The following is a 22,808-nucleotide window of genomic DNA, read 5'->3' on the forward strand; positions in this document are numbered from 1 at the left end:
CCCGTCCGAGAGTCATGATCCCCGCCTCCGACCAGGACCTCGAGCAGGTCCAAGCCCAGTTCCAGGCGCTCGTCATGCCGCACCTGGACCGGCTCCTCGGCTTCGCGTCGCGCCGCACGCGCTCCGTCGCCGAGGCCGAGGACGCGGTGCAGGAGGCCTGCGTGCGCGCGTGGCTCGGATTCGCGGGGCTCCGCGACCCGGCGAAGGTGCGGCCGTGGCTCTACTGCATCCTGCGCGCGGTGCTCGCCGACAACTGCGAGCGCGACGGCCGGCGGCAGCGGCTCGTGTCCATCACGCGGCTCGAGGACGAGCACGAGGCCCTCGTCGGCGGCGACGACGACGCGGTGCTGGTGGAGGTGGAGGGGCGGCTCACGGGCGAGGTGATCCGGGCGGCGCTCGCCGACATCCCGGAAGATTTCGCCACCGCCGTCGAGATGCACGACATCGACGGCTTCAAGTACCAGGAGATCGCCGACATCCTCGGGATCCCGATCGGCACCGTGATGAGCCGCATCTCGCGCGGCCGCCGGCTGCTCGCCGGCGCCGTGGCCTCGAATCAGCGGGCATGGCTCAGGGACGACGGGAAGGGTGAGCGGCAGGCCGAAGCCCGGCGCGCGGCCCGCGCCGGCGGATTCGATGGTGGGGTGACTTCATGAGCGAGCAGCAGGGTCAGCGGGCCTGGCGGTGGAACGACCCGGCGCAGGAGGCGGAGCGCCGGGCGCAGCACGAGCTGCTCATCGACCTCCTCGGGGCCTACGTCGACGAGGAGCTGCCGCCGGAGACCGCCTCGCAGCTCGACGCCCACCTCGTGGGCTGCGCGCGCTGCCGGCGCGAGGTCCAGCTCCAGCTCGCGGTGCGCGACTCGCTCGGCACCACGCCGGTCGCCCCGGCGCGCCCGGCGCTCCGCGATCGCATCCTCGCCGCGACCACGGCGCTCCCGCAGCCGACCGTGGCGCCGCCGGCGCCGATCGACTTCCACGTCGAGGACGCCGCCGTCCCCCGCCGCTCGACGGGCCGCCGGCTCGCGCTGTGGCTCGTCGCCGCGATCGTGCTGCTCGGGGCCGTCCTCGCGTGGCGCGCGCTCGGCGGCCCCGGGGGGAGCCGCGTGACGCTGCTCGCCACGCCGACGACGAGCGTCCCGCTCCTCGCCTCGGCGGCGGCCGACTTCCGCCGCGTGGCGTCGGCCGACCTCCCGGGGCCGGCCCGCGACCTGGAAGCGGTGCGCGCGGCGGTCGGCGTGCCGATCGAGCCGATCACGCGACCGGGCGTCCGGCTGATCGGGGCGTGGACCACGACGCTCGCCGGAGAGCCGGCGGCGGTGCTCGCGTATCGTTGGGACGATCGGCTGGTCGTGCAGTACATTGTGCCGGAGCAGCTGTTCTTCCGGCATCCCGCGGTGCGCGCGGCCGTCGCCTCACATCGGCGGCTCGGCGCAGTCGACGGCACCGTCGGCCTCGTCGCCTGGCCGCTCGCGGCCGCGGGGTCGGTGCTCGTGGGAGAGGGTTCGCCGGAGCGGCTGTCGGGAGCGCTGGCGCGGTGAGTGCGCGCTGAGCGGCTCCGCCCGCTCGCCCCTCATCCCCCGCCGTGCCCTCCCCCCGCTCTTCGCTCGCGGCGCTGCGCCGCCTTGGCGCGCACGTGCTCCTGGCCGTCCCCGCGGCGCTCGGAGCGCAGACGCGGCCCGACTCGGCGCCGCCGCGCGCCGACAGCACGCGGGTCTCGGTGGACTCCCTCGCCGCGCGGCTGGAGCGGGCCGAGGCGGCGATCGCGCTCCTGCGCCAGCAGCTCGCCACCGAGTCGGAGAGCGCGGTGCGCACCCGCAGCCGGGTCGCGCTCGACCTCTCGGCGCGCGTGCTGACGAACATCGCCCTCACCCGAGGACCGACGAACGACCCCGGCGTGCCGCAGATCGCGATCGCGAACGCCGACTACGGCCAGGTGCTCGGCATCTCGCTCCGCCAGACGCGGGTCGGCGCCGCCGTCACCGTGCGTGACGTGCTCGGCGGAACGTTCGACGGCGACGCGGACCTCGACTTCTTCGGCGGCGGCCGCGACGCGAACGGCAACCGTCCGCTCTTTCCCGAGCCGCGCTTCCGCACGGTGCGCGGCACGCTCCGGTGGGCGCGCACGTCGGTCATGGTGGGCGCCGAGACGCCGCTCATCTCCGACCTCGATCCGCTCAGCCTCGCGGCGATCGGCATCACCGAGTTCTCCGCGGCGGGTGACCTCTGGAACTGGCTGCCGCAGGTGCGCGTCACGCGCGCGCTGGGCGGCAAGACGCTGCGATGGGCGGTGACGGGGGCGGTGCTGGAGCCGTTCACGAGCGCGCTCTACGACCCCGTCCGGCCAGGGGGCGGCGACGCCGGCGAGCGCTCGGGGAAGCCGTACCTCGAGTCGCGACTGCGCGTCCGGTGGGGCCCCGAGGATCCCGACGCGCCGATGAGCGACGTGCGCGACGCGGTGACGGGCGAGGGTCCGAGCGAGATCGGCATCGGCGTGCACCGCGGGTGGGTGGAGGTCGACGACGACCACCAGTTCACGAGCGGCGCCGTGTCGCTCGACGCGCGCATCGTGCTCGCGCCGCACGTGGAGCTGCGCGGTGAGGCGTACCGCGGCCGGCTGCTGCTGGGCCTCGGCGGCGGCGCGATCGGGCAGAACTTCGGGCGTCCGCCGGCCGGGGCGCCCGCCGGCACGGTGGGCACGCCGCTGCACGACGTCGCCGGCTGGGCGCAGCTCAACGTGCGTCCCACCGAGCAGTGGCTCGCGGGCGTGGGGTGTGGCATCGACCGCGTGCGCGACGAGGACCGGCCGGACCGCCGGCAGAACACCGTGTGTGCGGCGCATCTGCGCTGGACCCCGGTGCAGCCGGTGCTGCTCGGCCTGGAGTACCGCAGGCATCAGACGCTTTACTCGACGGGGTTGTACCATGCGCATCACATCAACCTGGCGCTCGGCTTCGAGATCTGAGCGTGGAGCGTGGAGCATGGCGGGTGGAGCGCGGATGGCTCTACGCTCCACGCTCCACGCTCTGCGGTCGGCCTTCGTGTTCGGCATCGTCGCGTCGGCCGCGCACGCCCAGGACGGCATCGTCGCGGGCACGCTGCATGTCGTCGACCGGCCGGGGGAGGCGACGCACGACCTCGGCGACGCGGTCGTATGGCTCGAGGCGCCGCGACGCGTCGCGTTCCCGGCGTCGTCGAGCGCGGCGCTCGCGTCGGGCACGATCGTGATGCGCGGCCGCGAGTTCATCCCGCACGTGCGCGTGGTGCGCGCCGGCGGCTCGGTGGCGTTCCCGAACGACGACCCGTACAGCCACAACGTCTTCTCGAACACGACGTTCGGCGGCTTCGACCTCGGGCTGTACCGCAGCGGTACGTCGCGCTCGGCGCCGTTCGAGCGGCCCGGCGTGTACCCGATCTACTGCAACATCCACCACCGTATGGTGAGCTTCGTCGTCGCCGTGCCGACGCCGTGGGCGACCACGCCGGACGACGCCGGCCACTTCGCGCTGCGCGACGTGCCGCCCGGCACGTACGTGCTGCACGCGTGGCACGAGCGCACCGGCGAGGTGCACCAGGGCATCGAGGTCCGCGCCGACGCGCCCGTCGCCGTGCAGCTCACGCTCGACGCGCGTGCCTACATCGCCGCGCCGCACCTCAACAAGTTCGGGCTTCCGTACACGGCCACGCGCGCCGACCGATACTGAGCGGATGCTGCGTGGCTGCGTGGCTGCGTGGCTGCGTAACGGCACGTCCACGCAGCCACGCAGCCACGCAGCCACGCAGCCACGCAGCACGCAGCCACTTCGCCTTGCGCCTAACACCGCCTTTCAGGGGCCTCGCCGGCCGGGTCTTCGTCGGTACCGCGCTGATCGCGCTCGCCGTCCTCGTCGCATCGCTCGGCGCGACGACGGCGACGATGCGGCGCGCCGACGAGCGCGCGGCGCGGCGGCGGCTGGAGCAGGACGCGGAGTTCGTCGCGCACCTGCTCGCGGGGCGCGAGCGCAGCCTCGCCGGCGGCGCGCGCGTGTTCGCGCAGGGGCCGTACTTCCGCGGCCTCGTCGCGTCGCAGCGCCCGCTGCACGACGAGCTGCTCGACCAGGCGATGGAGGCCGAGGACCTGCTCGACGCGAGCTGGGTCTTCATCACCGACGCGCGCGGCCGCCTGCTCGCGAAGAGCGACGAGCCGGGCGCCGCCGGGACCGACATGGGCGGCGTCGCGCTCATCGCCGGCGCGCTGCGCGGGCAGGTGATGTCGGGGTTCGGCGTGTCGCGCGACTCGCTGCTGTTCCAGGTCATCGCGATGCCGATCGCGGTGCCTAACGGGACGCCGGTCGGCGTGCTCGTCGCGACGAACGTCATCGGCGAGGAGGTCGTGCGCGACGTGCGCGCGACGACGGGGAGCGACGTCCTGTTCTACGCGCTCGGCGTCGACGGCCGCCCGCACATCGCCGCATCGTCGGTCGCTCGCACGACGGCGCTCGACAGCGCGCTCGGCGCGCTCTCCGCCGGGCGGCGCCCGGGCGGCGGGCTGCTGCGCGTCGGCGCCGAGGACTTCCACGTGCAGGGCGCGCGCGCGACGACGGCCGGCGGCGAGGCGGTCGGCGGGTGGACGGTGCTGCGCGCGCACGGCGCCGAAGCGTCCGAGGTCGCCGGCATGCGCGCGACGGTCGCCGCGGTCGCCGTCGTCGGGCTCGCGCTCGCGCTGCTCGCGGCGTGGCTCGCGGCGCGCCAGGTCACGCGCCCCATCCGCGCCCTCGCCACGCTCGCGCACCGCGCCGTGGAGGGCGACTACGATCCGACGCGCGATGGCGTCGAGGCGGTCGTCGGCGCCGCGGACCTCGACGGCGAGGCGAGCGACGAGATCGCCGCCCTCGGCGCCGCGTTCCGCGCGATGATCGCCGAGCTGCGCGACCGCGAGGCGCTCACCGCGCTCGGTGCGCGCGTGCCTAACGAGCCCGCCGCCGCATCCGCCGCCGTCGCCGCCCCGACCGACGCGAGGGGCGCGTCCGCCGTCTCCGGTGTCCGCGTCCTCCGGCTTGCCTCGCCCGCGCGGCCCGCGCGCCTCGCCGAGCGGTACGAGCTGCAGGCGGTCGTCGGCGCGGGTGGCACCGGCATCGTCTACAAGGCGCTCGACGACGCGCTCGGCGAGATCGTCGCCGTGAAGATGCTGCGCCCCGAGCTGCTCGCCGCCGACCCGCTCGCGCGTGAGCGGCTCACGCACGAGATCCGGCTCGCGCGCCGCATCTCGCACCGCCACGTCGTGCGCATCCACGACATCGCGGAGAACGACGGCGTGCCGTTCCTCACGATGGAGTTCGTCGATGGCCCGTCGCTCGACGCGCTGCTGCACGCGCGTGGCGCGCTCGAGCCGCGCGCGGTGCTCGCCGTCGCGAAGCAGCTCGTGCGCGCGCTCGACGTCGCGCACACGCAGGGCGTCGTGCACGGCGACCTGAAGCCCGCCAACCTGCTCGTCGCGCCGGGCGGCGTCGTGAAGGTCACCGACTTCGGCGTCGCGCGGCTCGTGCGCGGGCCCGTGGGCCCCGACGCGGCGCGCATCGCCGGCGCGGTCGTCGGCACGCCGGAGTACATGGCGCCCGAGCTGCTGTTGGGCAGCGCACCGGACGTGCGCGCCGACATCTACGCGGCGGGCGTCGTGCTGCACGAGTGCCTCACGGGCGAGACGCCGTTCAACGCGGACACGCCGGTGGCGTTCTTCGCGCACAAGCTCGACGAGACGCCCGCGCGCGGCACGCCGATCCCGCAGGGGCCCACGCTCGCCGCGCCGCGCGGCATCGCCGCCGCCCTCGGCGCGCTCGTCGCGCAGATGACCGCCGCCGACCCGGCCGGGCGCCCCGCGTCGGCGCGCGCCGTGTACGCCATGCTGCTGCGGATCGGTTAGGCGCCTTGCGCCGTTCGGGGCACGGTCCTAGCGTGGCCGAGCCTTTCCCCCCGCTGCCATGTCTGTCGACGTCGCCGTTCCCGCCGTCTCGTACGCGCCCCCCGCTCCCCTCCCCGCTGCCGTGCCGGCGCCTGCGGCGCCGTGCTGCCTGAACTGCGGGACCGCGCTCGCCGGCCGCTACTGCGCCGACTACGGCCAGCGCGCCGTCACCGAGCGGCTCACCGTGGCGAGCCTCGCCGCGGACTTCGCGGGGCAGTTCCTCGCCCTCGACCGTGGGCTCTGGTTCACCGGGCTCGCCGTGCTGCGCAGCCCGGGCGGCGTCGCGCGCGAGTGGCTGGACGGGCGCCGACGGCGGTACGTCGGCCCGATCGGCTTCCTGTCGTTCGCCGCGGCGCTGCTGCTGCTCGCGCTGCAGGCGATCAACTTCGCCGACATCGACCGCATCCGCACGTCCGCGCGCGCGGCGACGGCCGGACCGCACCCGCTGTTCACGCCGCGTCAGGCCGAGGCGTACGCGCAGCTCATGCACGACATGGCGCAGCAGGAGCTGCTCCTGTCGGTGCTCATCGCGATCCCGTTCGCGCTCGTCGCGCGGCGCCTCTTTCGACGCGCCGGCGTGAACCTCGCCGAGATGGGCGTCGTGTCGCTGTTCGCGTTCGCCGACGCGTGCCTGCTCTACCTGCCGATCGTGCCGCTCGTCTGGTTCCTCGGCCCCGCCTCGCCGGTGGCCGCCACGCTGCGCAGCTTCGGCACGTTCACGGTCTACGCGCTCGCCACGGTGCACGCGGGGCTCGGCTTCTTCGGCCGCCGCACGGGCAACGCGGTGCGCATGCTCGTCGCGCTCGGCATCGCGTTCGGGATCTTCTTCGCCGTCTACGGGGTCGCGGCGATCGCCTACATCGAGCTCACGGTGCCGCGTTAGGCGGGCCCTCGGCTTCCTGCGTGCAGAACGATCGAAGTCAGGCACGTGCCGAGCACGAATCCTCCGGCGCCTCGTTGCCCCACTGCGTCCATCCCGCGCGGTGGTGGCGCGCGAACAGCTCGAGGTACGGGCCCCCGCTGCACCGCTCCACGATCTCGTACTGCTCGTCGGGCTTGCGCGAGTGCTCGCGCTTCTGCGAGACGATGATGTTCGTCTGCCGTCGTCCCGCGTCGCGCGTGCGCAGCGTGCCCCGCACCCCGAACAGCAGCAGCTCGGTGACGTTGCGGAAGTAGAACCCCACGCCGCGTCCGTCGGGGCCGCCGTCCTTCCGCGTCTTGTACCACACGAGGTTCGTCTTGTACGCGAACCCCCACGCGCGCATCACCGCGAGTCCCTCGACGATGAGCGCGTTGGGCACCCACAGGTACAGGTGCGCGCGCGGCTGCGCGACGCGGGCGACGGGGAGCGCGAGGATCTCGTCGAGATCCATGGTGCCGTAGCGCGACAGCCGACGGTGCTCGGGCGCCATCTTGCCCGTGCGGTTCGCGAAGCGCCACGGCGGATCGGCGAGCACGGTGGTGAAGCGGTGCTCGCCGAGCGCGAGCAGCTCGGCGGCGGGATCCGGCGCGGGGGGCACGGGCATGCGGCATTCTCTCGTGCCGGCGCACGGCGCGCAACGGGCATGCGCGACGGCCGCGCGCGACGGGCGCGCGCGACGGGCGCGCGCGACGGGCGGCCCGCTCGGTCCGGAGACCTCGCGCGCACGCCCGCCGGCGGTCGCCCCCTGCGGCGACTCAGAGCCCTTCCTTGAACAGCAGCTTGTTAGGCGTCCCCGCGATGTTGTTCTGGATCGCGTTCAGCACCGCGCGCGTGAGGATCCACGTGCGCGCCGCCGTCGCCGTCCCCTGCGGGTTCAGGCTGAAGAACAGCGCCGCCACGCCCGCGACGTGCGGCGAGGCCATCGACGTGCCGCTCAACACCTTCGTGCCGTTGACCGGATAGTCCGACGTGATGCCGGCGCCCGGCGCGTAGATGTGCACGCACGGCCCCCAGTTGGAGAACGCGGCCCGCGCGTCGTCGCGGTCCGACGCCGCCACCGTCGTGGCGCCCGGCGCGCTCGCCGGCGACACGTTGCACGCGTTCATGCGATCGTTGCCGGCCGCGACCGCGGTGAACACGCCCGACTTCACGAGGTTCGTCGTCGCGCGGTTCACCGCCGCGGAGAAGCGACCGCCGAGCGACATGTTCGCCACCGCGGGCGACTGGTGGTTCGCCGTCACCCAGTTGATGCCGGCGACGATGCCCGCGTACGTGCCGCGTCCGGTGCAGCTCAGGACGCGCACCGCGCGCAGGCGCACCTGCTTCGCCACGCCGTAGGTCGTGCCGCCGACGGTCCCGGCGACGTGCGTGCCGTGGCCGTTGCAGTCCTGGCCGTTGCCGCCGAACGCGTCGAACACCGCGGTCGCGCGTCCGCCGAAGTCGGGATGCGCGGTCTGGATCCCGCTGTCGATGATGTACGCGTACACGCCCGCGCCCTGGCCGTTGCCGTGGTAGTGGTACAGCGCGTCGAGCGGCAGGAACCGGTCGTCGATGCGGTCGAGCCCCCACGTCGCGCCGTTCTGCACGTCGGACGCGATCACCTCCTGGTCCTGCTCCACGAAGTCGACGATCGGGTCGTGCGCGATCGCGTCCGCCGCGGCGGCGGTCATGTGCGCGGAGAAGCCGCGCAGCGCGTGCTCGTACACGAAGCCGAGCGTCGCGCCCTGCGCGGCGGTGAGCCGCGTGGCGATCGCGCGCACGTCGGACGGTGCGACGTCGTCCTTCAGCACCACGAGGTACTCGTCGGGAATCGGCTGGCTCGTCGGGTCCGGCGCCAGCGCGGTCGACGCGTTGGGCGCGGGTGTCGGGCGCGCGCCGGGCGCGCTCGGCGGGTCGGCGCAGGCGAGGATGGCGGCGAGCGCGGTGAGCGCGGTGAGCGCGTGAGGGGCGCTGAGGCGAGGCATGGGCACGCTCCGGCAGCGGGGGTGAGCGGCCGAGCGCGCGAGCGTCGAGCGGAGGGCCGCTGCGAACGAAAGGCGGCGGCGAGCGGAATCGTCATCCGCCCGCCGCCGCCTAACGATCGACCCGCCTAACGCGCGTGATGCCTAACGGCGTCGCCGCACCGCCACGCCGGCCAGCGCCAGGAGTCCCGACGCGACCAGCAGCACGCTCCGCGGCTCCGGCACCGCCGCGAGATCGAGCGTGATCGCGGCCGACGGCACCGTGCTGCCGCACGTCGGGAACGACGGGTCGCCCGACTCGCACGTGAAGCTCAGCTCCGCGAACGTCGCCCCCGGCACCAGCGTCGTGGAGTACGTCACCGTGCTGCGCGACGCGTCGATCACCACCGGATGCACGAGGTCGAAGACGAACACGAAGAAGTTCGTCTCGCGCCCCGGCCGCACCGGCAGCCCGCTCACGTTGCGGTAGTCCATCGTCACCGCGAGCCCGTCGTCGGTCACGGTGAGCGCCCACCCCGGGTTCGGCGTCCCCGGCACGTCGGGCAGCGACGTGAAGATCGGCAGCGGCTGCACGCCCGCGCCCGGCGTCGCCGGCGGCTCGCTGCCTCCGACCGCGAACGGACCGAGCAGCCCGCTCAGCGCCGCGTTGAACACGAACCCGGGTCCGCTGAAGTCGTAGTCCAGCGTCATCCCGATGTGCGTCACGTCGCCCTTCGGGTCGGCGCGGATCACCGTGCGGTAGCAGCTGTACAGCGTGCCGCCGAGCGGGTCGCACACGTCGTAGAGGAACTTCCCCGAGTTCGTCGGGACCCCGAAGCCGCCGCCGACGATCGCGTGCGCCGTGCGTGGGATCGAGGCGCCGCCGGCGGCGGCGGCGAGCAGCAGCGTCGTGCCGAGCGTGAGGCGCGGACGAGTCATGGCCGCCTCCCATGGATGGGGCCGGGGCGCCCAATGTTCCGCTCCCCGTCGTGCAGGTCAATGCCCGCGCGCTTGCACTCCGTGACGGCCGCGCCATCATTGGCCACGCGCGATGACGAATCGGCGCCTCACCGTCTTTCCGGGACTGTGAGCCTCCCATCCATGGAGCACCTGCCGCCCGACGGCGCGATCGAGGAGAGCGCGCGACCGACCTGGCCGCGCCTCGCCGGTCCCGAGCGCCCTGCGCCCGCCGCCGACCCGGTCGCCGACGCGGTCGCCGACGCGGTCGCCGACGCGGACGCCGCGCGCCACGTGCGCGGGCGGCCGCTCGGCGAGCTGCTCCTGCTGATGCAGTCGACGCGCGCGGCGATGCGCGAGGCGGCGTGGGCGGAGTGCTACCGGCGCTATCACGAGGTCGTGTGGACGCGCGTGTTCTACGTCATCCGCTCCATCTCGTGGCTCCCCGAGCCGCGCGAGGTGGCGGCCGACGTGGCGAGCGACGTGTTCGTCGGCCTGCCCGACGCGGCGCGGCACTACCGCGAGCAGGGGCGCGCCGAGTGGTGGCTGAAGCAGGTCGCGGTGCGCACGGCGCTGCGACGCAAGGCCGCGCTCACCGGGCGATGGGCGTCCGACGCCGCCGGCCGCCGCTCCGTGTCGCTCGACGACGCGGCCGACGAGGTCGTGCAGGAGCTGGACGCCGTGGAGCCCGAGGAGCTGATGGAGCTCGAGCGCCGCCTGGAGCTCCTGCGCGCCAGCCCCGAGCCGACGAAGCGCCGGTGGGCGGAGTTCATCGCGCTGTACGTGGACGGCTGCAGCTTCCAGGAGATCGGCGCGCGGCTCGGCCTCTCCGACGGCACCGTCCGCAACTGGCTGTGCCAGATCCGGAAGTTCCTCGCCCAGCCGCTGACCGCGGAGTGATGCAGATGCCCGACCGGCTCCCCCCGTCCACCGGCGATTCGCACCCGATGCCCGACGACGAGACGCCGACCCGCGTCGATGCCGCGCTGTCGCTCGCGAGCCGGCCGCCCGCGGATCTGCTGGCGCGCATCCAGGCGCGTCGACGGGCCGGCGACCAGGTGGAACTGCCCGTCGTCGACGACGAGACCGAGACGCCGGCCGATGCGCACCTGCGCGCGGCGCTCAGCCTCATGAGCCGCCCGCCGGACGACGTGCTCGGGCGCGCCGCCGCGCGCCGTGCCGCGGGCGAGCGCGTGCTGCTGCCCACGGTGCCCGCGCCGCGCCGCCGCTGGCGCTGGATCGCCGGCCCGCTCGGCGTCGCCGCGGTCGCGCTGCTCACGGTACGCGTCGCCCGCGACCCCGCCATCGACCGGTCCGCCGCGCAGCAGCGTCGGGCCGACGTGGCGTCCCCGAGCCTCCCGCCGTCAGGCATCCCGAAGTCGAACGTCCCGCCGTCGATCGTCCCGCCGTCCGTCGTCCCGCCGTCGATCGTCCCGCCGTCCGTCGTCCCGCGTCCGGCCCGCTCCCGCGCCGTCACGCTGCCCGTCGACTCGGCCGCCGCCGACTCGTCCACCGTCGCCGTCGCGCTCGACTCGACGGAGACGCAGCTCGTCGACTCCATCGCGCGCGCGCTGCGGGGCGACGATGCGCTGCGCGTCGAGATCCGATACACGGATCCATCGTTCCGTCGCACGTCGTCGTCGTGGAGGCTGCTGCAGCTCGCGAAGGACCGCCTGCTCGCGGCCGGTGTGGCCGAGGAGCGCATCCGTGCCGTGCGCGTGCCGGCGACGCGCGGCCCGATCGAGGTGGTGACCCGCACGCGTTAGGCAGCCGGCGGAGGACACCCCCAATGTCAGCCCTCGCGACGTTCGTCCTGCTCGGCGGCGCGCTCTCCCTCCGCGCGCCTAACGTTGCGCCTGACGTCGCGCAGCCCGCGCCCGAGGGCGCGGAGACGCTCGCCGCGCGCGCCGACAGCGCCGCGCGGCGCCAGACCGAAGCCGGGCTGCGCGACGCGATCGCGCTCTGGGACCGCGCGGCGGCGCTGTATCTCGTCGCCGGTCGGCGCGCCGACGAAGGACAGATGCTCCACAACGTGGGGCGCACCCTCGGCAACCTGGGGCGCCCCGACTCCGCGCTGCTCTACTTCCAGCGGGCGCTCGACGCGCGCCGCGCGGCGGGCGACCGGCGCGGCGAGGGCGCGACGTTGGGCGCGCTCGGCACCGCGTACCAGCGCCTCCGCCGCGCCGACTCGGCGCTGAGCTACTACCGGCAGGCGCTCGTCGTCCAGCGCGAGACGCGCGACCGTCCGGCGGAGGCCACGACGCTCGCCAACGTCGGCCGGCTGTACGAAGGGCTCGCGCTCCCCGACTCCGCGCTCCGCTACTACCGGCAGGCGCTCCCGATCCAGCGCGAGGCCGGCAACAAGCAGGGCGAGGGACGCACGCTCATCAACCTCGGCACGGTCTACCGCGTGCTCGGAAGACTCGACTCCGCGGTGAGCTACTACCGCCGCGCGCTTCCCATCGCGCGCGAGGCGCGCGATCGGCCCGCCGAAGGCTCGGCGCTCGCGAACGTCGGCGCGTTCTGGGCCGACGCGGGACGCCCCGACTCGGCGCTCGCGTACTACCGCGCGGCGCTTCCCATCACGCAGCAGGTGGGCGATCGCTCGGCGGAGGGCGCCACGCTCGCGAACGTGGGGCGCTCGTTCCAGGACCTCGCGCGCCCGGACTCCGCGCTGAGCTACTACCGGCTCGCGCTCGCGCTGCAGCACGACGTCGGCGACGCGACGGGCGAGGGAACGACGCTGAACAACGTCGGCGCGATCTACGCGGACCTCGACCAGGGCGACTCGGCGCTGGGCTATTACGGGCGGGCGCTCGCCGTTAGGCGCGCGGCCGGCGACCGGCGCGGCGAGGGGCGCACGCTCACGAACGTCGGTCGGCTGTACGTCGAGCGCCGCGCCGCCGAGCAGCGCGACCCCGCGCGCGGCGTCGCGTACCTCGACTCCGCCGCCGCGGTGTACGCCGGGATCCGCCGCCACGCCGGCGCCGACGCGAACGCCATCAGCTTCGCCGAGGACAACCGCGAGCTGTTCACGGTGTGGACCATGGCGTGGCTCGCGCGCGGTGCCGAGCTGGGAGCCGCGGCGAGCGCGCGCGGCGCGCTGGCCGTCGCCGAGCGCGGGCGGGCGCAGGCGCTGCTCGACCTGCGGCGCGGCGCACGGCGCGACGACGCCATGCCTAACGCCGGCGCCGACCTCGTCGCGGAGACGGACTCGCTCGTCGCGCCCCTGCGCCGCGCGGGCACGGCGGCGCTGAGCTACCTCGTCACCCGCGACACGCTCGTCCGGTGGCTCGTGCTTCCTGACGGCGCGGTGGAGGTGAGCCGCGTGGCGGTCGCGCGCGACTCGCTGGAGGCGCTCGTCGCGCGGTGGCGCGACGACGTGGAGCACGCACGGCGGCGCGACCCGGCCACCGCGGCGCGGCTCGCCGGGCTGCTGCTGCCCGAATCGTTGGGCGCGCGGCTCGCGGCGGGGCGCGATCTCGTGATCGTGCCCAACGGCGCGCTCGCCGTGCTGCCGTTCGGTGCGCTCCCGGCGGGCGACGCACCGTTGGGTGCCCGCTGGGCGGTGCACTACGCGCCCTCGCTCGCGACGCTGGTGCCGACGCCCCGCGCCGAGCGCGACGCGGATCGGCCCGTGGTGCGCGCGGTCTCCCGCGAGCGGACGCGGGCGCCGATCGCCGACGCGCTCGTGGTCGGCAACCCCACCATGCCGCCGATCCCGGGTGGGCGGCTGGAGCCGCTCCCCGCGGCCGCGCGCGAGGCGCGGTGGCTCGGCACGTACCTCGGCGTCCAGCCGCTCACCGGGTCTGCCGCGACCGAGTCCGCGGTGCTCGCCCGGCTGCCGGGCGCGGCGCTCGTCCACTTCGCGACGCACGGGTACGCGTTCACGGCGGACGGGCGCGTCCGCGACTCGTTCGTCGCGCTGGCCCCCGACTCGGCGAACGACGGGCTGCTCACCGTCGGCGAGGTGCTCGACGATCCGGCGCTCACGCTCTCGGCCGACCTGGTCGTGCTGTCGGCCTGCGAGACCGGGCTCGGCAACCTGACGCAGGCCGAGGGGACCGTGGGGCTCGCGCGGGCGTTCCTCGCGAAGGGCGCGCGCAGCGTCCTCGTGAGCCTGTGGAGCGTGTCCGACGAGGCGACCGAGCTCCTCATGCGACGCTTCTACGGCCACTGGCTCGGCGACGCGGACGGGCCGAGCAAGGCGGAGGCGCTGCGTCGGGCGCAGGGGGACGTGCGGCGGACGCCGGGGTTCGCGCACCCCCGCTACTGGGCGGCGTTCCAGCTCGTCGGCGGCGGGAACTGAGTCGTCTGTGTCGTACCACAGACCAGTGTCTTTACGGAGGGACAGAGCCGCCGCCCGATCGCCGGCGGCATTTCATAACTCGTTCAACGGCAATGACTTTCGTGGACGTTCACGGGATGCGACAGTGGCGGCAAACATGCGTTGTGACCTCCTGGCGCCGCGGGCTCGGACCACGCGGCGTGTCACCGGAGCAGCCCAGGAGGCGATGATGGCGAGACGCTTTGTCGACGCACGTGGCACGGAATGGGAGGTCTGGGAGGTCGGGGTGCGGCGGACGCTGGCGGATGCCCCACCGAAGACGCGGTCGACCGAGGCACCGTGGCTGTGCTTCGAGTCGGCGACCCAGCGCCGGCGGCTGGCGCCGTATCCCGCGCGGTGGCACGCGATGAGCCCGCAGGAGCTCGACGAGCTGTGCGCCGTGGCGCGGCCGGAGCCCGTCATGCGCTCGCGCACGCCGGCGCCCGCGCGGGCCGACGCCCGGCAGCCGCGGGGCTGAACCCAAGTTCCGTTCGCGGTTATACTTAAGCCCGACGGCGGGCGGGTCTGGCGCGGGTCGCCGACCCGCCCGCCGCGCGTCTGCCCCCAGCATCCGCATGACCGCACCCACCGAGCTTCTCGCCCCTGCCGTCCTCGCCGAGCGCGTGGGGACCGAAGGCGCCCGTCGCCGCACGTTCGCCATCATCTCGCACCCGGACGCGGGAAAGACGACGCTGACGGAGAAGCTCCTGCTGTACGGCGGCGCCATCCACCTCGCGGGCAGCGTGAAGGCGCGGCGCGCGGCGCGGCACGCGACGTCGGACTGGATGAAGCTCGAGCAGGAGCGCGGCATCTCGGTGACGAGCTCCGTGCTGCAGTTCGACTACGAGGGGTTCAAGGTGAACCTGCTCGACACGCCGGGGCACGCCGACTTCTCCGAGGACACGTACCGCACGCTCATCGCCGCCGACAGCGCGGTGATGCTGCTCGACAACCGGCGCGGCGTCGAGGAGCGCACGCGCCAGCTGTTCGAGGTGTGTCACAAGCGGCGCACGCCGATTTTCACGTTCGTCAACAAGTGCGACCGGCCGGGGATGGATCCGCTGCAGCTCCTCGACGACGTGGAGCGCGACCTCGGGATCTCGTTGTGGCCGGTGACGTGGCCGATCTTCGACATGGACCGCTTCGTCGGCGTGTACGATCGGCTCACGAAGCACGTGCTGCTGTTCGAGCGCGGCGAGCATCATGGCGCGGAGGAGGTCGCGACGATCGAAGGCGGGCTCGACTCGCCGGAGATCCTGTCGCACGCGAGCGAGGGCGCGCTCGCCCACCTGCGCGAGGAGCTCGAGCTCCTCGACGTGGGACTCGGCGACTTCGACCGCGACGCGTTCGTGGCGGGGCAGCTCTCGCCGACGTTCTTCGGCTCCGCGCTCACGAACTTCGGCGTCGAGCCGTTCCTGCGCGAGTTCGTGCAGCTCGCGCCGGCGCCCGCGCCGCGTCCGGCGACCGACGACCTGGTGGAGCCTAACGATCCGCGGTTCACCGGCTTCGTGTTCAAGATCCAGGCGAACATGGACCCGAAGCACCGCGACCGCATGGCGTTCGTGCGCGTGTGCAGCGGGCGCTACGCCGCGGGCATGGAGGTGAAGCTCGTGCGCACGGGGAAGACGCTGCGCCTCGCTGCGCCGCAGAGCGTCATGGCGCGCGAGCGCTCGGCCGTCGACGAGGCGTTCCCGGGCGACGTCGTCGGGATCGTCGACAAGGGCACGCTGCGCATCGGCGACACGCTGGCCGAGGAGCGCGACGTGGTGTTCGGCGACATCCCGCGCTTCCCGCCGGAGCACTTCTCGCGCGTGCTCGCGACCGACCCGATGCGCCGCAAGCAGCTCGACACGGGGCTCAAGCAGCTCTCCGAGGAGGGCGCGGCCCAGGTGTTCTTCACGGAGCCCGACGCGAAGCTCGGCAGCGGTCCGTCGCCGATCGTCGGCGCGGTGGGACAGCTCCAGTTCGACGTGATGCTCTTCCGGCTGGAGAGCGAGTACGGCGCGCCGGCGAAGCTGGAATCGTTAGGCTACGGCCACCCGCGGTGGGTGGTGGGGCCGAAGGCCGACATCGAGCGCGTGGGCTCGGGGCACGGCCGGCTGCTCGTCTACGACGTGAAGGGCAACCCGCTCATCCTGTTCGCGGATCGGTGGGCGATGCGGTCGACGCTGGATCGCGAGACGGCGATCGAGTTCCGCGACAGCGCCCCGTGAGAGCGTAGAGCGCAGAGCGCAGAGTGACATCCACTCTCTGCGCTCTGCGCTCTACGCTCTGCGCTCTACGCTGACCTGATCAGCGCTTCCGCCGCAGCCACGCGCCGACGCCGACGATCGCTACCCCGCCGGCGACGAGGCCGAGCGTCATCGGTTCGGGCGTGGTGGTGACCGGCGGCAGCCGGCCGGCGGCGTGGGCGGCACCTGCGGACAGCAACATCAAGGCGACGAGCTGCAGCGAGCGCTTCATGGCCATCTCCCTGGAGCGGGTTGGGCTCGGCCGCGGAAGTGCGGCTGGCGCCAAGATGCGATTCGCCGAGCCCGACCGCAATTCGCCCGTCCACGCCCGCCGGCGTCCGGTCACCGGTCGCCGATCGTCGGGTTCCGGTCGAAGAACCCGACCGGGACCAGTCGGAAGCCGGCCGCCTGCACGGGCATGATCGGCCAGTCCTCCGGGCGCGGGTTGTGGGTGACGCCCAGGGTGTACCAGAGCACCACGTCGGTGCCGTCGATCGGGCGGTCGGCCGCGGTCCACCGCGCGAGCCCGTCCCCGCCTGGCGACTGGTAGGGGTAGTCGCCCGCCGCGTACCGTTCGTCGTCGCGGAACGGCGTCGCCCACACCGCCGCGTCGAGGAAGCCGGCGCGCCGCCGCACCCACGACCCCGGCCGCGCGAACGGCTCCGCGCTCGCCTCCGGCTCCAGCAGGTAGCCGGTCGGCCGGCCGAGCGCGTTGCGCGCCGCGGGGTTCAGCACGATCCACCGGCGGGCCGACGCGAGGTCGAGCGGCCGGCGCGCCGCGCGCTCGGTGGCGAGCGTGCGCTCGTGCGCCGCGAAGCCGCCGCCGTACGGGTTCGCGGGCCCCGCGTCGAGCGCGCGCGTCTCGATCTCGTCCACCCGGTTCGGTGACGCCCCGTCGACGTCGAGGTCGAGCCGGTAGCTGAAGAAGTGCTGGTGGTGCACCGCCGCGACCCCGCCCGTCACCGGGTGCGCGAGCGAGTCGTGCGCGCCGGCCGTTGCGTTAGGCACGCCGCGCGCCGCCATCGCGCCGGTGAGCAGCACGCGGTGCGCGATGGTGCCGTCCTCGCGCAGCGTCCACTCGAAGCCGTAGTCGTAGTTGCCGAGGTTGCACAGCGCGAAGACCACGAGCTCGCGCGCGCGTCGGCCCGTGCCGGCGTGCGTCCACGCGAGCCCGCCGTCGCGCTCGTAGACCGCGATGGCGCGCGGGCGGCGGTGCGGCACGCCGTGCACGTCGGCCAGTACGGCGTCGACGAACGTCGCCCCCGCCGGCGCGTCGACGCCGGGGCGCAGCGCCGCGACGCCGACGCCCATGCCGATCTCCCCGGCGTCGAAGCTGTTGCGGAAGTACCAGCCGGGGCCCGGATCGCCGTACGGCACGACCATCTCGGAGAGCGACGCGCGGTGCAGCACGCTGCGCACGCGCGCGCCGTCGTCGAAGCCGACCGCGTACAGCACGAGCCCCTCGCGCGGACGCATCGCGACGCGCAGTCGCCACCGGCGCCACCGCACGAGCGACCCGTCCACTCGAACCGCCGCCGCGGAGGCGCCGCCGCCGGTGACCGATGGCGCGTCGGTCGTGGGCGGCGGAAGCGGGCGCCACGCGGCGTCCTCGTTCGCCGCATCGGGCGGTGGGTAGGCGGCGGCCGCGTCCTCCACGCGCACCAGGCGCCGCGTGAGATCCACGACGACGCCGACACCGTCGATCGGACGTGCCATGTCGTTAGGCCGGCGCGCGCGCACGTACGTGTCGACGCGCACCACGCGCGCGGTGGCCGGCGCGTCGCTGCCGAAGTAGCCGGCGCTCCACGGCGCGACCTCGACGGTCGACAGATCGCGCACCCCGCGGCGTGCGACCGCGGCGCGCCACGCGGCGGAGGCTCGCACGAGCGAGTCGGCGAGCGCGGCGTCGGACGGATCGAGCGGCGGCTGCGCGCCCGGCACGAGGCGCCACGACGCGAGGCGGCGCGCCGCGAGATCCACGACCGCCTCCGCGGTCTCGTTGCGTCGCGCGTCGTAGACGACGGCGAACGCCTCGCGCCGCGTCGGGCGCCCCGCGACGACGTCGGCTTTCGGCGGCTCGTGCACGTCGAGCAGCGACACGCGCCGCGGGCCGCCGAGCCGGCCCGCGGCGAGGAGCACCTCGCGCGCGACGTCCATCTCGCGCGCGTCGAGCGGGTCGAGCGGGTGCGTGACGGCGACGGGCTCGTGGCCACGACAGCCGAGCACCAGCACGCTCCACGCGGCCGCGCACGCGAGCCGCACGCCTCGCGCCCGCGCGCTCACCGACGCTCCACGCGCGCCGGGCCGATGGACCCGAGGTGCGCCTGCCGCGGCCCGCCGGGGTGCGCGGAATCGCCCACCGGTGCCTAACGCCGCGTTCACGGGCGCGGAGTCGGTGATCTTCATCGACAGGACCATGTGCGCTTCGTCTTCGACGGGACGAACAGGACGGAGAGGATGCGAACCGACGACACGTGGACTGCCCATCGTCGTCGGTTCCCATCCTGTCCGTCCCGTCATCCTGTCAAAGAATGAGCGAGGACCGCATCCTGTCCATCGCGTCCACGCTCACCGCAGCGCGACCCATCCCGGCAGCGGATCCTGCCCCACGAACGTCTCGCCGTCGCACGCGAGCGGTGCCGCGTCGCGTTGGGCACGCGTGAGCACCAGCGAGTCGCGCGGCGCCCCGCGCGCCACGAGCGGCGCGCGCAGCGAATCGGGGAGCGCGTCGACGTAGCTCACGAGCGCGCGCTTCTGGCCCGGGAGCGTCACCCACACGGCCACGTCGGACGTCGTCTGCGTGCCGACGTGCGTGCCGATCGGCTCTCCCGCGGTGAGCGAGTCGCCGACCGCGATCGGTCGCGCCGTCGCGACGTGGAACAGCACGACCCCGAACGCCGGCCACGCGCTCGGCCGGATCTGGATCTGGGTGCCCGCCCACTCCTCGATGATGCGAGTGACGCGTCCGGTCACCGGCGAGACGATCCGCACGCTCGCCCAGTCGGTGCCCGCCGGTCGGAAATAGTGCTTCATGCTGCGACACCGCTCCACGTCGTCCGAGTAGTCGTGGCCGATGCCGGAGCGGAAGCGCGAGATCGCCGCGATGCGCGCCAGGTCGATGTAGTGCGCCTGGATCACGGGCGGCACGCCGAGCATGCTCACGTCCCACGACGTGTCGATGCGCGTCGGTGCGGGCGGCGTCGGCGTGGTCGGTGCCGCCGGTGCCGTCGGCGTCGAGGGCGCGGTGGACGGCGCGGCGCCCCCGCACGAGAGCAGCAGCGCGGCGGCGACGGCGTGCGCGAGTGGGTGGGGCCGCGGGCGGGTCATGCCGCGGAGTTTCGGCAGAACCGCCGGCGGGCTGGAGCAACGGGCGGCCATGCCGGGAGCGTACGCTCGGCGATCGGGGCGCGACAAGGATCCTCCGACGACACTTTGGCCCGTCCCCGGCGTAGCATTGGGATCGTGACGACGCACAACGGGTCGAATCCACGCGGCACCGCGCCGCCGGGCACTTCCCTGGTGCCGGTCCGCACGCCGGAACGCGACGGGATGCCCGTGCTCCCGCTCGCGGCGCCGGCGACGGTCGTCCATCCGGTCATGGTCTGGTGGCGCACGGTCGTCGTCGCCGCGCGCGCGCTGCCGCTCGTGCTCTCGTTCGTGCGGGACCACCGCAGCCGCATCGTGCGCGGCGATCGGGTGCCGCGCAGCCCCGCGTTCCACGCGCGGCGCGCGGCGCGCCTCGTGGAGACGTTAGGCCGGCTCGGACCGACGTTCGTGAAGCTCGCGCAGCTGCTCGGCGCGCGCGCGGACCTCGTGCCGGAGCCGTACCTCGCGGCGCTCGGCACGCTCTCCGACCAGGCCCCGCTCGTGCCGCTCGCCGCCGTGCGGCGCACGATCGCGCGCGAGTACGGCACCCCCGCGGACGAGATCTTCGAGTGGTTCGATCCGGCGCCGCTCGCCGCCGCGTCGCTCGGCCAGGTGCACCGTGCGCGCTGGCGCGGCCACGAGGTCGCGGTGAAGGTGCTGCGCCCCGGCGTCGAGCGCCTCGTCGCCGCCGACGTGCGGGCGGCGGAGCGGCTGCTCGCGCTCGCCGAGCGGTGGTTCCCGAACCCGCATCTGCGCGGCGTGCGCAACGCGGTGCGCGAGTTCGGCGTGCGCGTGTGGGAGGAGCTCGACTTCCGCCACGAGGCCGCGAACGCCGCCGCGATGCGCGCGAACTTCGCCGGCCGCGCGGGCGTCGCCGTGCCCCGCGTCGAGCCCTCGCTCGTGCGACGTCGCGTGCTCGTCATGGAGTACATGCCCGGCACGCGCATCGATCGGCTGCAGCATCTCGTCGCGTCGGGACGGCTCGACGCCGAGGAGCTCGTTAGGCGCGTGATCGAGCTGTACATGCGCATGATGCTGATCGACGGCTTCTTCCACGCCGATCCGCACCCGGGGAACCTGTACTACCAGGAGCCGCCGGAGGGGGCGACGGGGTTCGGGACGATCGTCGTCCTCGACTTCGGCATGGTGGTGCCGGTGTCGCGCGAGCTGCGCCGCCGCCTCGCGCGCGCCGCGTTCGCCGGCATCCGGCGCGACGCCGACGGACTGGTCGACGGGTTCTACGCGCTCGGCGTCGCCGACCCGCGCGCCGACCGGGCGACGATGCGCGCGCTCGTCGACGCGCTGCTCGACGTCGCGTACACGAAGGGGACGACCGCGCGCGACCGGATCGAGCTGCTCGCCGACCGCGTCATGTCGACGCTCTACGACTTCCCCGTCACGCTGCCGGGTGACCTCGTGTACTTCGCGCGCACGGCCGCGCTGATCGAGGGACTCGGCGCGCGCTACGACACGCGGTTCAACGGCGTCACGTTCGCATCGCCCGTCGCGCTCCGGCTGCGGCGCGAGATCAGCGCCGCGCTGCGCGAGCCGGGCGAATCGGAGCTGGCGTGGCTCGGCGGCGAGTTCGACGTCGTGGGCGCGGTGCTCACCTCGGCGCTCGGCGGCGCGATGGGGGGCGCCGTCGGGGACGTGATCGGCGAGATCGCGGGCGCGGTGTACGCGGCGGGGCGGGAGATCGTCGACCTCATCGCCGGGATCGTGGGGCCGCTCGTCGCGCCGCGGCGGAACGGCGATGGGGCGGAGCGGTGACGCTTACGAATTCCTTGCGTGTGACGCAGAAACTGGTTCCGTCCACCGGCGTCCTGTAGACTGCGGCAGCGCGGCCGCGCCGCCGTTCGACCCACGCCACTTCCACCGAGTCTCATGAAGCTGCTCAAGCGCACCCTCGCCGCCTTCGCGGTCGTCACTCTCACCGCCGGCGCCGCGGCGGCGCAGACCACCGCCCCCGACTTCAGCGGGCAGTGGGAGCTGAACACGGCGAAGAGCGACCTCGGCCCGATGGCCGGCATGCTCACCAAGATCACGCTCACGGTCGATCACAAGGCGCCGGCGCTGAAGTACACGCAGGCGGTCAGCACGTCGCAGGGCGATCAGACCATGTCGCAGTCGGTCACGCTCGACGGCAAGGAGGTCAGCGAGACGGCGCCCACGGGCCAGACCGTCCTGCGCACGGCGAAGATGGACGGCGGCGCGGTGCTCATCGTCGCGAAGCTGCAGGGCACCGACCAGAGCCAGCAGAGCCGCTGGACGCTCGCGCCCGACGGCAAGTCGCTGACGATCGATCAGCAGATCGCGTCGCCGGCGGGCGCGCTGACGCTGAAGCTGGTCTTCGACAAGAAATGATGCGGGACTGGGGACTCGGGACTCGGGACTCGTTCCCCCCCGAGTTCCGAGTCCCGAGTCCCCAGTCCCGAGTGTTATCGCCGCCTCCGTCCCTCGTGCACGACGCGGGCGCTGCGGATCCAGTCGAGCTTCGGGTAGTTGCGCTGCAGATAGCGGTCGCCCTCGGCGGCCATGCGGTCCTGGTCCGGGCCCTTCCCCTTGGGAGGGCCCTCGCCGTATCCGGCGTAGAGCGAGTCCACCACGCGCATGCCGCCGTCCATCACGCGGCCTAACGGCGCGAAGCCGAGCTTGTCGAGGCGCGTGTTGTTCGACGAGTAGTTGACGAAGAGCTGCGTCGTGCGCGTGTTCGGACCCGCGGTGGCGAACGTCACCATGCCGCGCGTGTTGCTCTGTCGCACCGGGTCGTCGGGGATCGTGCGCACGTCCCAGAGCTTCGCGACGCGTGGGTCGCCGCTCTCGCCGAACTGCGCGACGAAGCCGGGGAGCACGCGGAAGAAGCGCACGCCGTCGTAGTAGCGGTTGCGCACGAGGTAGTACACGCGGTCGGCGCCGTGCGGGGCCCACGCGCGGATGAACTGCACGTCGAACGGTCCGCGCGTCGTCGTGAAGCGCACCACGAACGTGTCGGGCGCCGCGAGCCGTTCGGCGCGCGCGTTCGGCTTCAGCAGGGGCGACGTGCCGGCGCACGCCGCGGCGAACGCGAGCGCGGCCGCCGCCGCGACGCGTGTGAGAAGGGCCGGGGGTCGCATGCGGGGGAATCTAAG

At 74.2% G+C, this 22,808-nt stretch carries 20 protein-coding genes; 13 read left to right on the forward strand and 7 right to left on the reverse strand.

The annotated features are described in order from the left end of the window. Positions 1-14: 14 nt before the first annotated feature. The 6 genes from J421_RS07165 to J421_RS07185 all read left to right on the forward strand — a co-directional run bounded on the left by J421_RS07165 (position 15) and on the right by J421_RS07185 (position 6,820). Positions 15-656, forward strand: coding sequence for a sigma-70 family RNA polymerase sigma factor (locus tag J421_RS07165; RefSeq protein WP_025410491.1), 642 nt, complete (start codon positions 15-17; stop codon positions 654-656). Next, the gene (locus tag J421_RS07170; protein ID WP_025410492.1) at positions 653-1,540 is read left to right on the forward strand and encodes a zf-HC2 domain-containing protein; all 888 of its coding nucleotides are present in this window, start codon (positions 653-655) and stop codon (positions 1,538-1,540) included. The genes J421_RS07165 and J421_RS07170 overlap by 4 nt, the downstream gene beginning before the upstream one ends. A gap of 44 nt (positions 1,541-1,584) precedes the next feature. After that, complete coding sequence (locus J421_RS07175) at positions 1,585-2,964, forward strand: hypothetical protein (RefSeq protein WP_148306194.1); 1,380 nt, start codon at positions 1,585-1,587, stop codon at positions 2,962-2,964. A gap of 34 nt (positions 2,965-2,998) precedes the next feature. Further along, on the forward strand, positions 2,999-3,703 hold the full coding sequence (locus J421_RS32655) for a carboxypeptidase regulatory-like domain-containing protein (RefSeq protein WP_158508673.1): 705 nt from the start codon (positions 2,999-3,001) through the stop codon (positions 3,701-3,703). A 104-nt stretch (positions 3,704-3,807) separates the two neighbouring features. Continuing rightward, positions 3,808-5,898 (forward strand): serine/threonine-protein kinase, encoded by a 2,091-nt coding sequence (locus tag J421_RS07180; RefSeq protein WP_025410495.1) that lies wholly within the window; start codon positions 3,808-3,810, stop codon positions 5,896-5,898. 58 nt (positions 5,899-5,956) lie between these two features. Then, positions 5,957-6,820, forward strand: coding sequence for a DUF3667 domain-containing protein (locus J421_RS07185; protein ID WP_104022359.1), 864 nt, complete (start codon positions 5,957-5,959; stop codon positions 6,818-6,820). 37 nt (positions 6,821-6,857) lie between these two features. Here J421_RS07185 and J421_RS07190 read toward each other — a convergent pair whose 3' ends face one another. From J421_RS07190 to J421_RS07200, 3 genes are all read right to left on the reverse strand, one after another. Then, positions 6,858-7,463, reverse strand: coding sequence for an MT-A70 family methyltransferase (locus J421_RS07190; protein WP_025410497.1), 606 nt, complete (start codon positions 7,461-7,463; stop codon positions 6,858-6,860). Positions 7,464-7,614: 151 nt separating this feature from the next. Continuing rightward, positions 7,615-8,823 (reverse strand): S8 family peptidase, encoded by a 1,209-nt coding sequence (locus tag J421_RS07195; RefSeq protein ID WP_025410498.1) that lies wholly within the window; start codon positions 8,821-8,823, stop codon positions 7,615-7,617. A gap of 141 nt (positions 8,824-8,964) precedes the next feature. Then, positions 8,965-9,738, reverse strand: a complete 774-nt coding sequence (locus J421_RS07200; protein WP_025410499.1) for a PEP-CTERM sorting domain-containing protein — start codon at positions 9,736-9,738, stop codon at positions 8,965-8,967. Positions 9,739-9,885: 147 nt separating this feature from the next. On the opposite strand from J421_RS07200, the gene J421_RS32660 reads away from it, so the two are divergent. From J421_RS32660 to J421_RS07225, 5 genes are all read left to right on the forward strand, one after another. Beyond that, positions 9,886-10,656: an RNA polymerase sigma factor gene (locus J421_RS32660; RefSeq protein WP_158508674.1), complete on the forward strand. Its 771-nt coding sequence runs from the start codon at positions 9,886-9,888 to the stop codon at positions 10,654-10,656. A 5-nt stretch (positions 10,657-10,661) separates the two neighbouring features. After that, complete coding sequence (locus J421_RS07210; protein WP_148306195.1) at positions 10,662-11,522, forward strand: hypothetical protein; 861 nt, start codon at positions 10,662-10,664, stop codon at positions 11,520-11,522. 23 nt (positions 11,523-11,545) lie between these two features. Continuing rightward, positions 11,546-14,065, forward strand: coding sequence for a CHAT domain-containing protein (locus tag J421_RS07215; protein WP_025410502.1), 2,520 nt, complete (start codon positions 11,546-11,548; stop codon positions 14,063-14,065). A gap of 208 nt (positions 14,066-14,273) precedes the next feature. Continuing rightward, complete coding sequence (locus tag J421_RS07220) at positions 14,274-14,561, forward strand: hypothetical protein (protein ID WP_148306196.1); 288 nt, start codon at positions 14,274-14,276, stop codon at positions 14,559-14,561. Between the two features lie 97 nt (positions 14,562-14,658). Beyond that, positions 14,659-16,296, forward strand: coding sequence for a peptide chain release factor 3 (locus J421_RS07225; RefSeq protein ID WP_025410504.1), 1,638 nt, complete (start codon positions 14,659-14,661; stop codon positions 16,294-16,296). Between the two features lie 79 nt (positions 16,297-16,375). Here J421_RS07225 and J421_RS32025 read toward each other — a convergent pair whose 3' ends face one another. The 3 genes from J421_RS32025 to J421_RS07235 form a co-directional block, all read right to left on the reverse strand. Beyond that, on the reverse strand, positions 16,376-16,546 hold the full coding sequence (locus J421_RS32025; RefSeq protein WP_158508675.1) for a PEP-CTERM sorting domain-containing protein: 171 nt from the start codon (positions 16,544-16,546) through the stop codon (positions 16,376-16,378). 110 nt (positions 16,547-16,656) lie between these two features. Further along, positions 16,657-18,732, reverse strand: a complete 2,076-nt coding sequence (locus tag J421_RS07230) for a copper amine oxidase (RefSeq protein WP_158508676.1) — start codon at positions 18,730-18,732, stop codon at positions 16,657-16,659. Positions 18,733-18,882: 150 nt separating this feature from the next. Continuing rightward, positions 18,883-19,641: a hypothetical protein gene (locus J421_RS07235; RefSeq protein ID WP_025410505.1), complete on the reverse strand. Its 759-nt coding sequence runs from the start codon at positions 19,639-19,641 to the stop codon at positions 18,883-18,885. A gap of 135 nt (positions 19,642-19,776) precedes the next feature. Between J421_RS07235 and J421_RS07240 the strand changes: the two genes are divergently transcribed. Next, on the forward strand, positions 19,777-21,450 hold the full coding sequence (locus tag J421_RS07240) for an ABC1 kinase family protein (RefSeq protein WP_025410506.1): 1,674 nt from the start codon (positions 19,777-19,779) through the stop codon (positions 21,448-21,450). A gap of 114 nt (positions 21,451-21,564) precedes the next feature. Further along, complete coding sequence (locus J421_RS07245) at positions 21,565-22,044, forward strand: hypothetical protein (protein WP_025410507.1); 480 nt, start codon at positions 21,565-21,567, stop codon at positions 22,042-22,044. Positions 22,045-22,118: 74 nt separating this feature from the next. Here J421_RS07245 and J421_RS07250 read toward each other — a convergent pair whose 3' ends face one another. Next, a complete protein-coding gene (locus J421_RS07250; RefSeq protein ID WP_025410508.1) occupies positions 22,119-22,793 on the reverse strand; it encodes a peptidylprolyl isomerase in 675 nt (224 codons plus the stop codon). Between the last annotated feature and the right edge of the window lie 15 nt (positions 22,794-22,808).

Origin of the sequence: Gemmatirosa kalamazoonensis (assembly GCF_000522985.1) — a bacterium.
GTDB lineage: Bacteria > Gemmatimonadota > Gemmatimonadetes > Gemmatimonadales > Gemmatimonadaceae > Gemmatirosa > Gemmatirosa kalamazoonensis.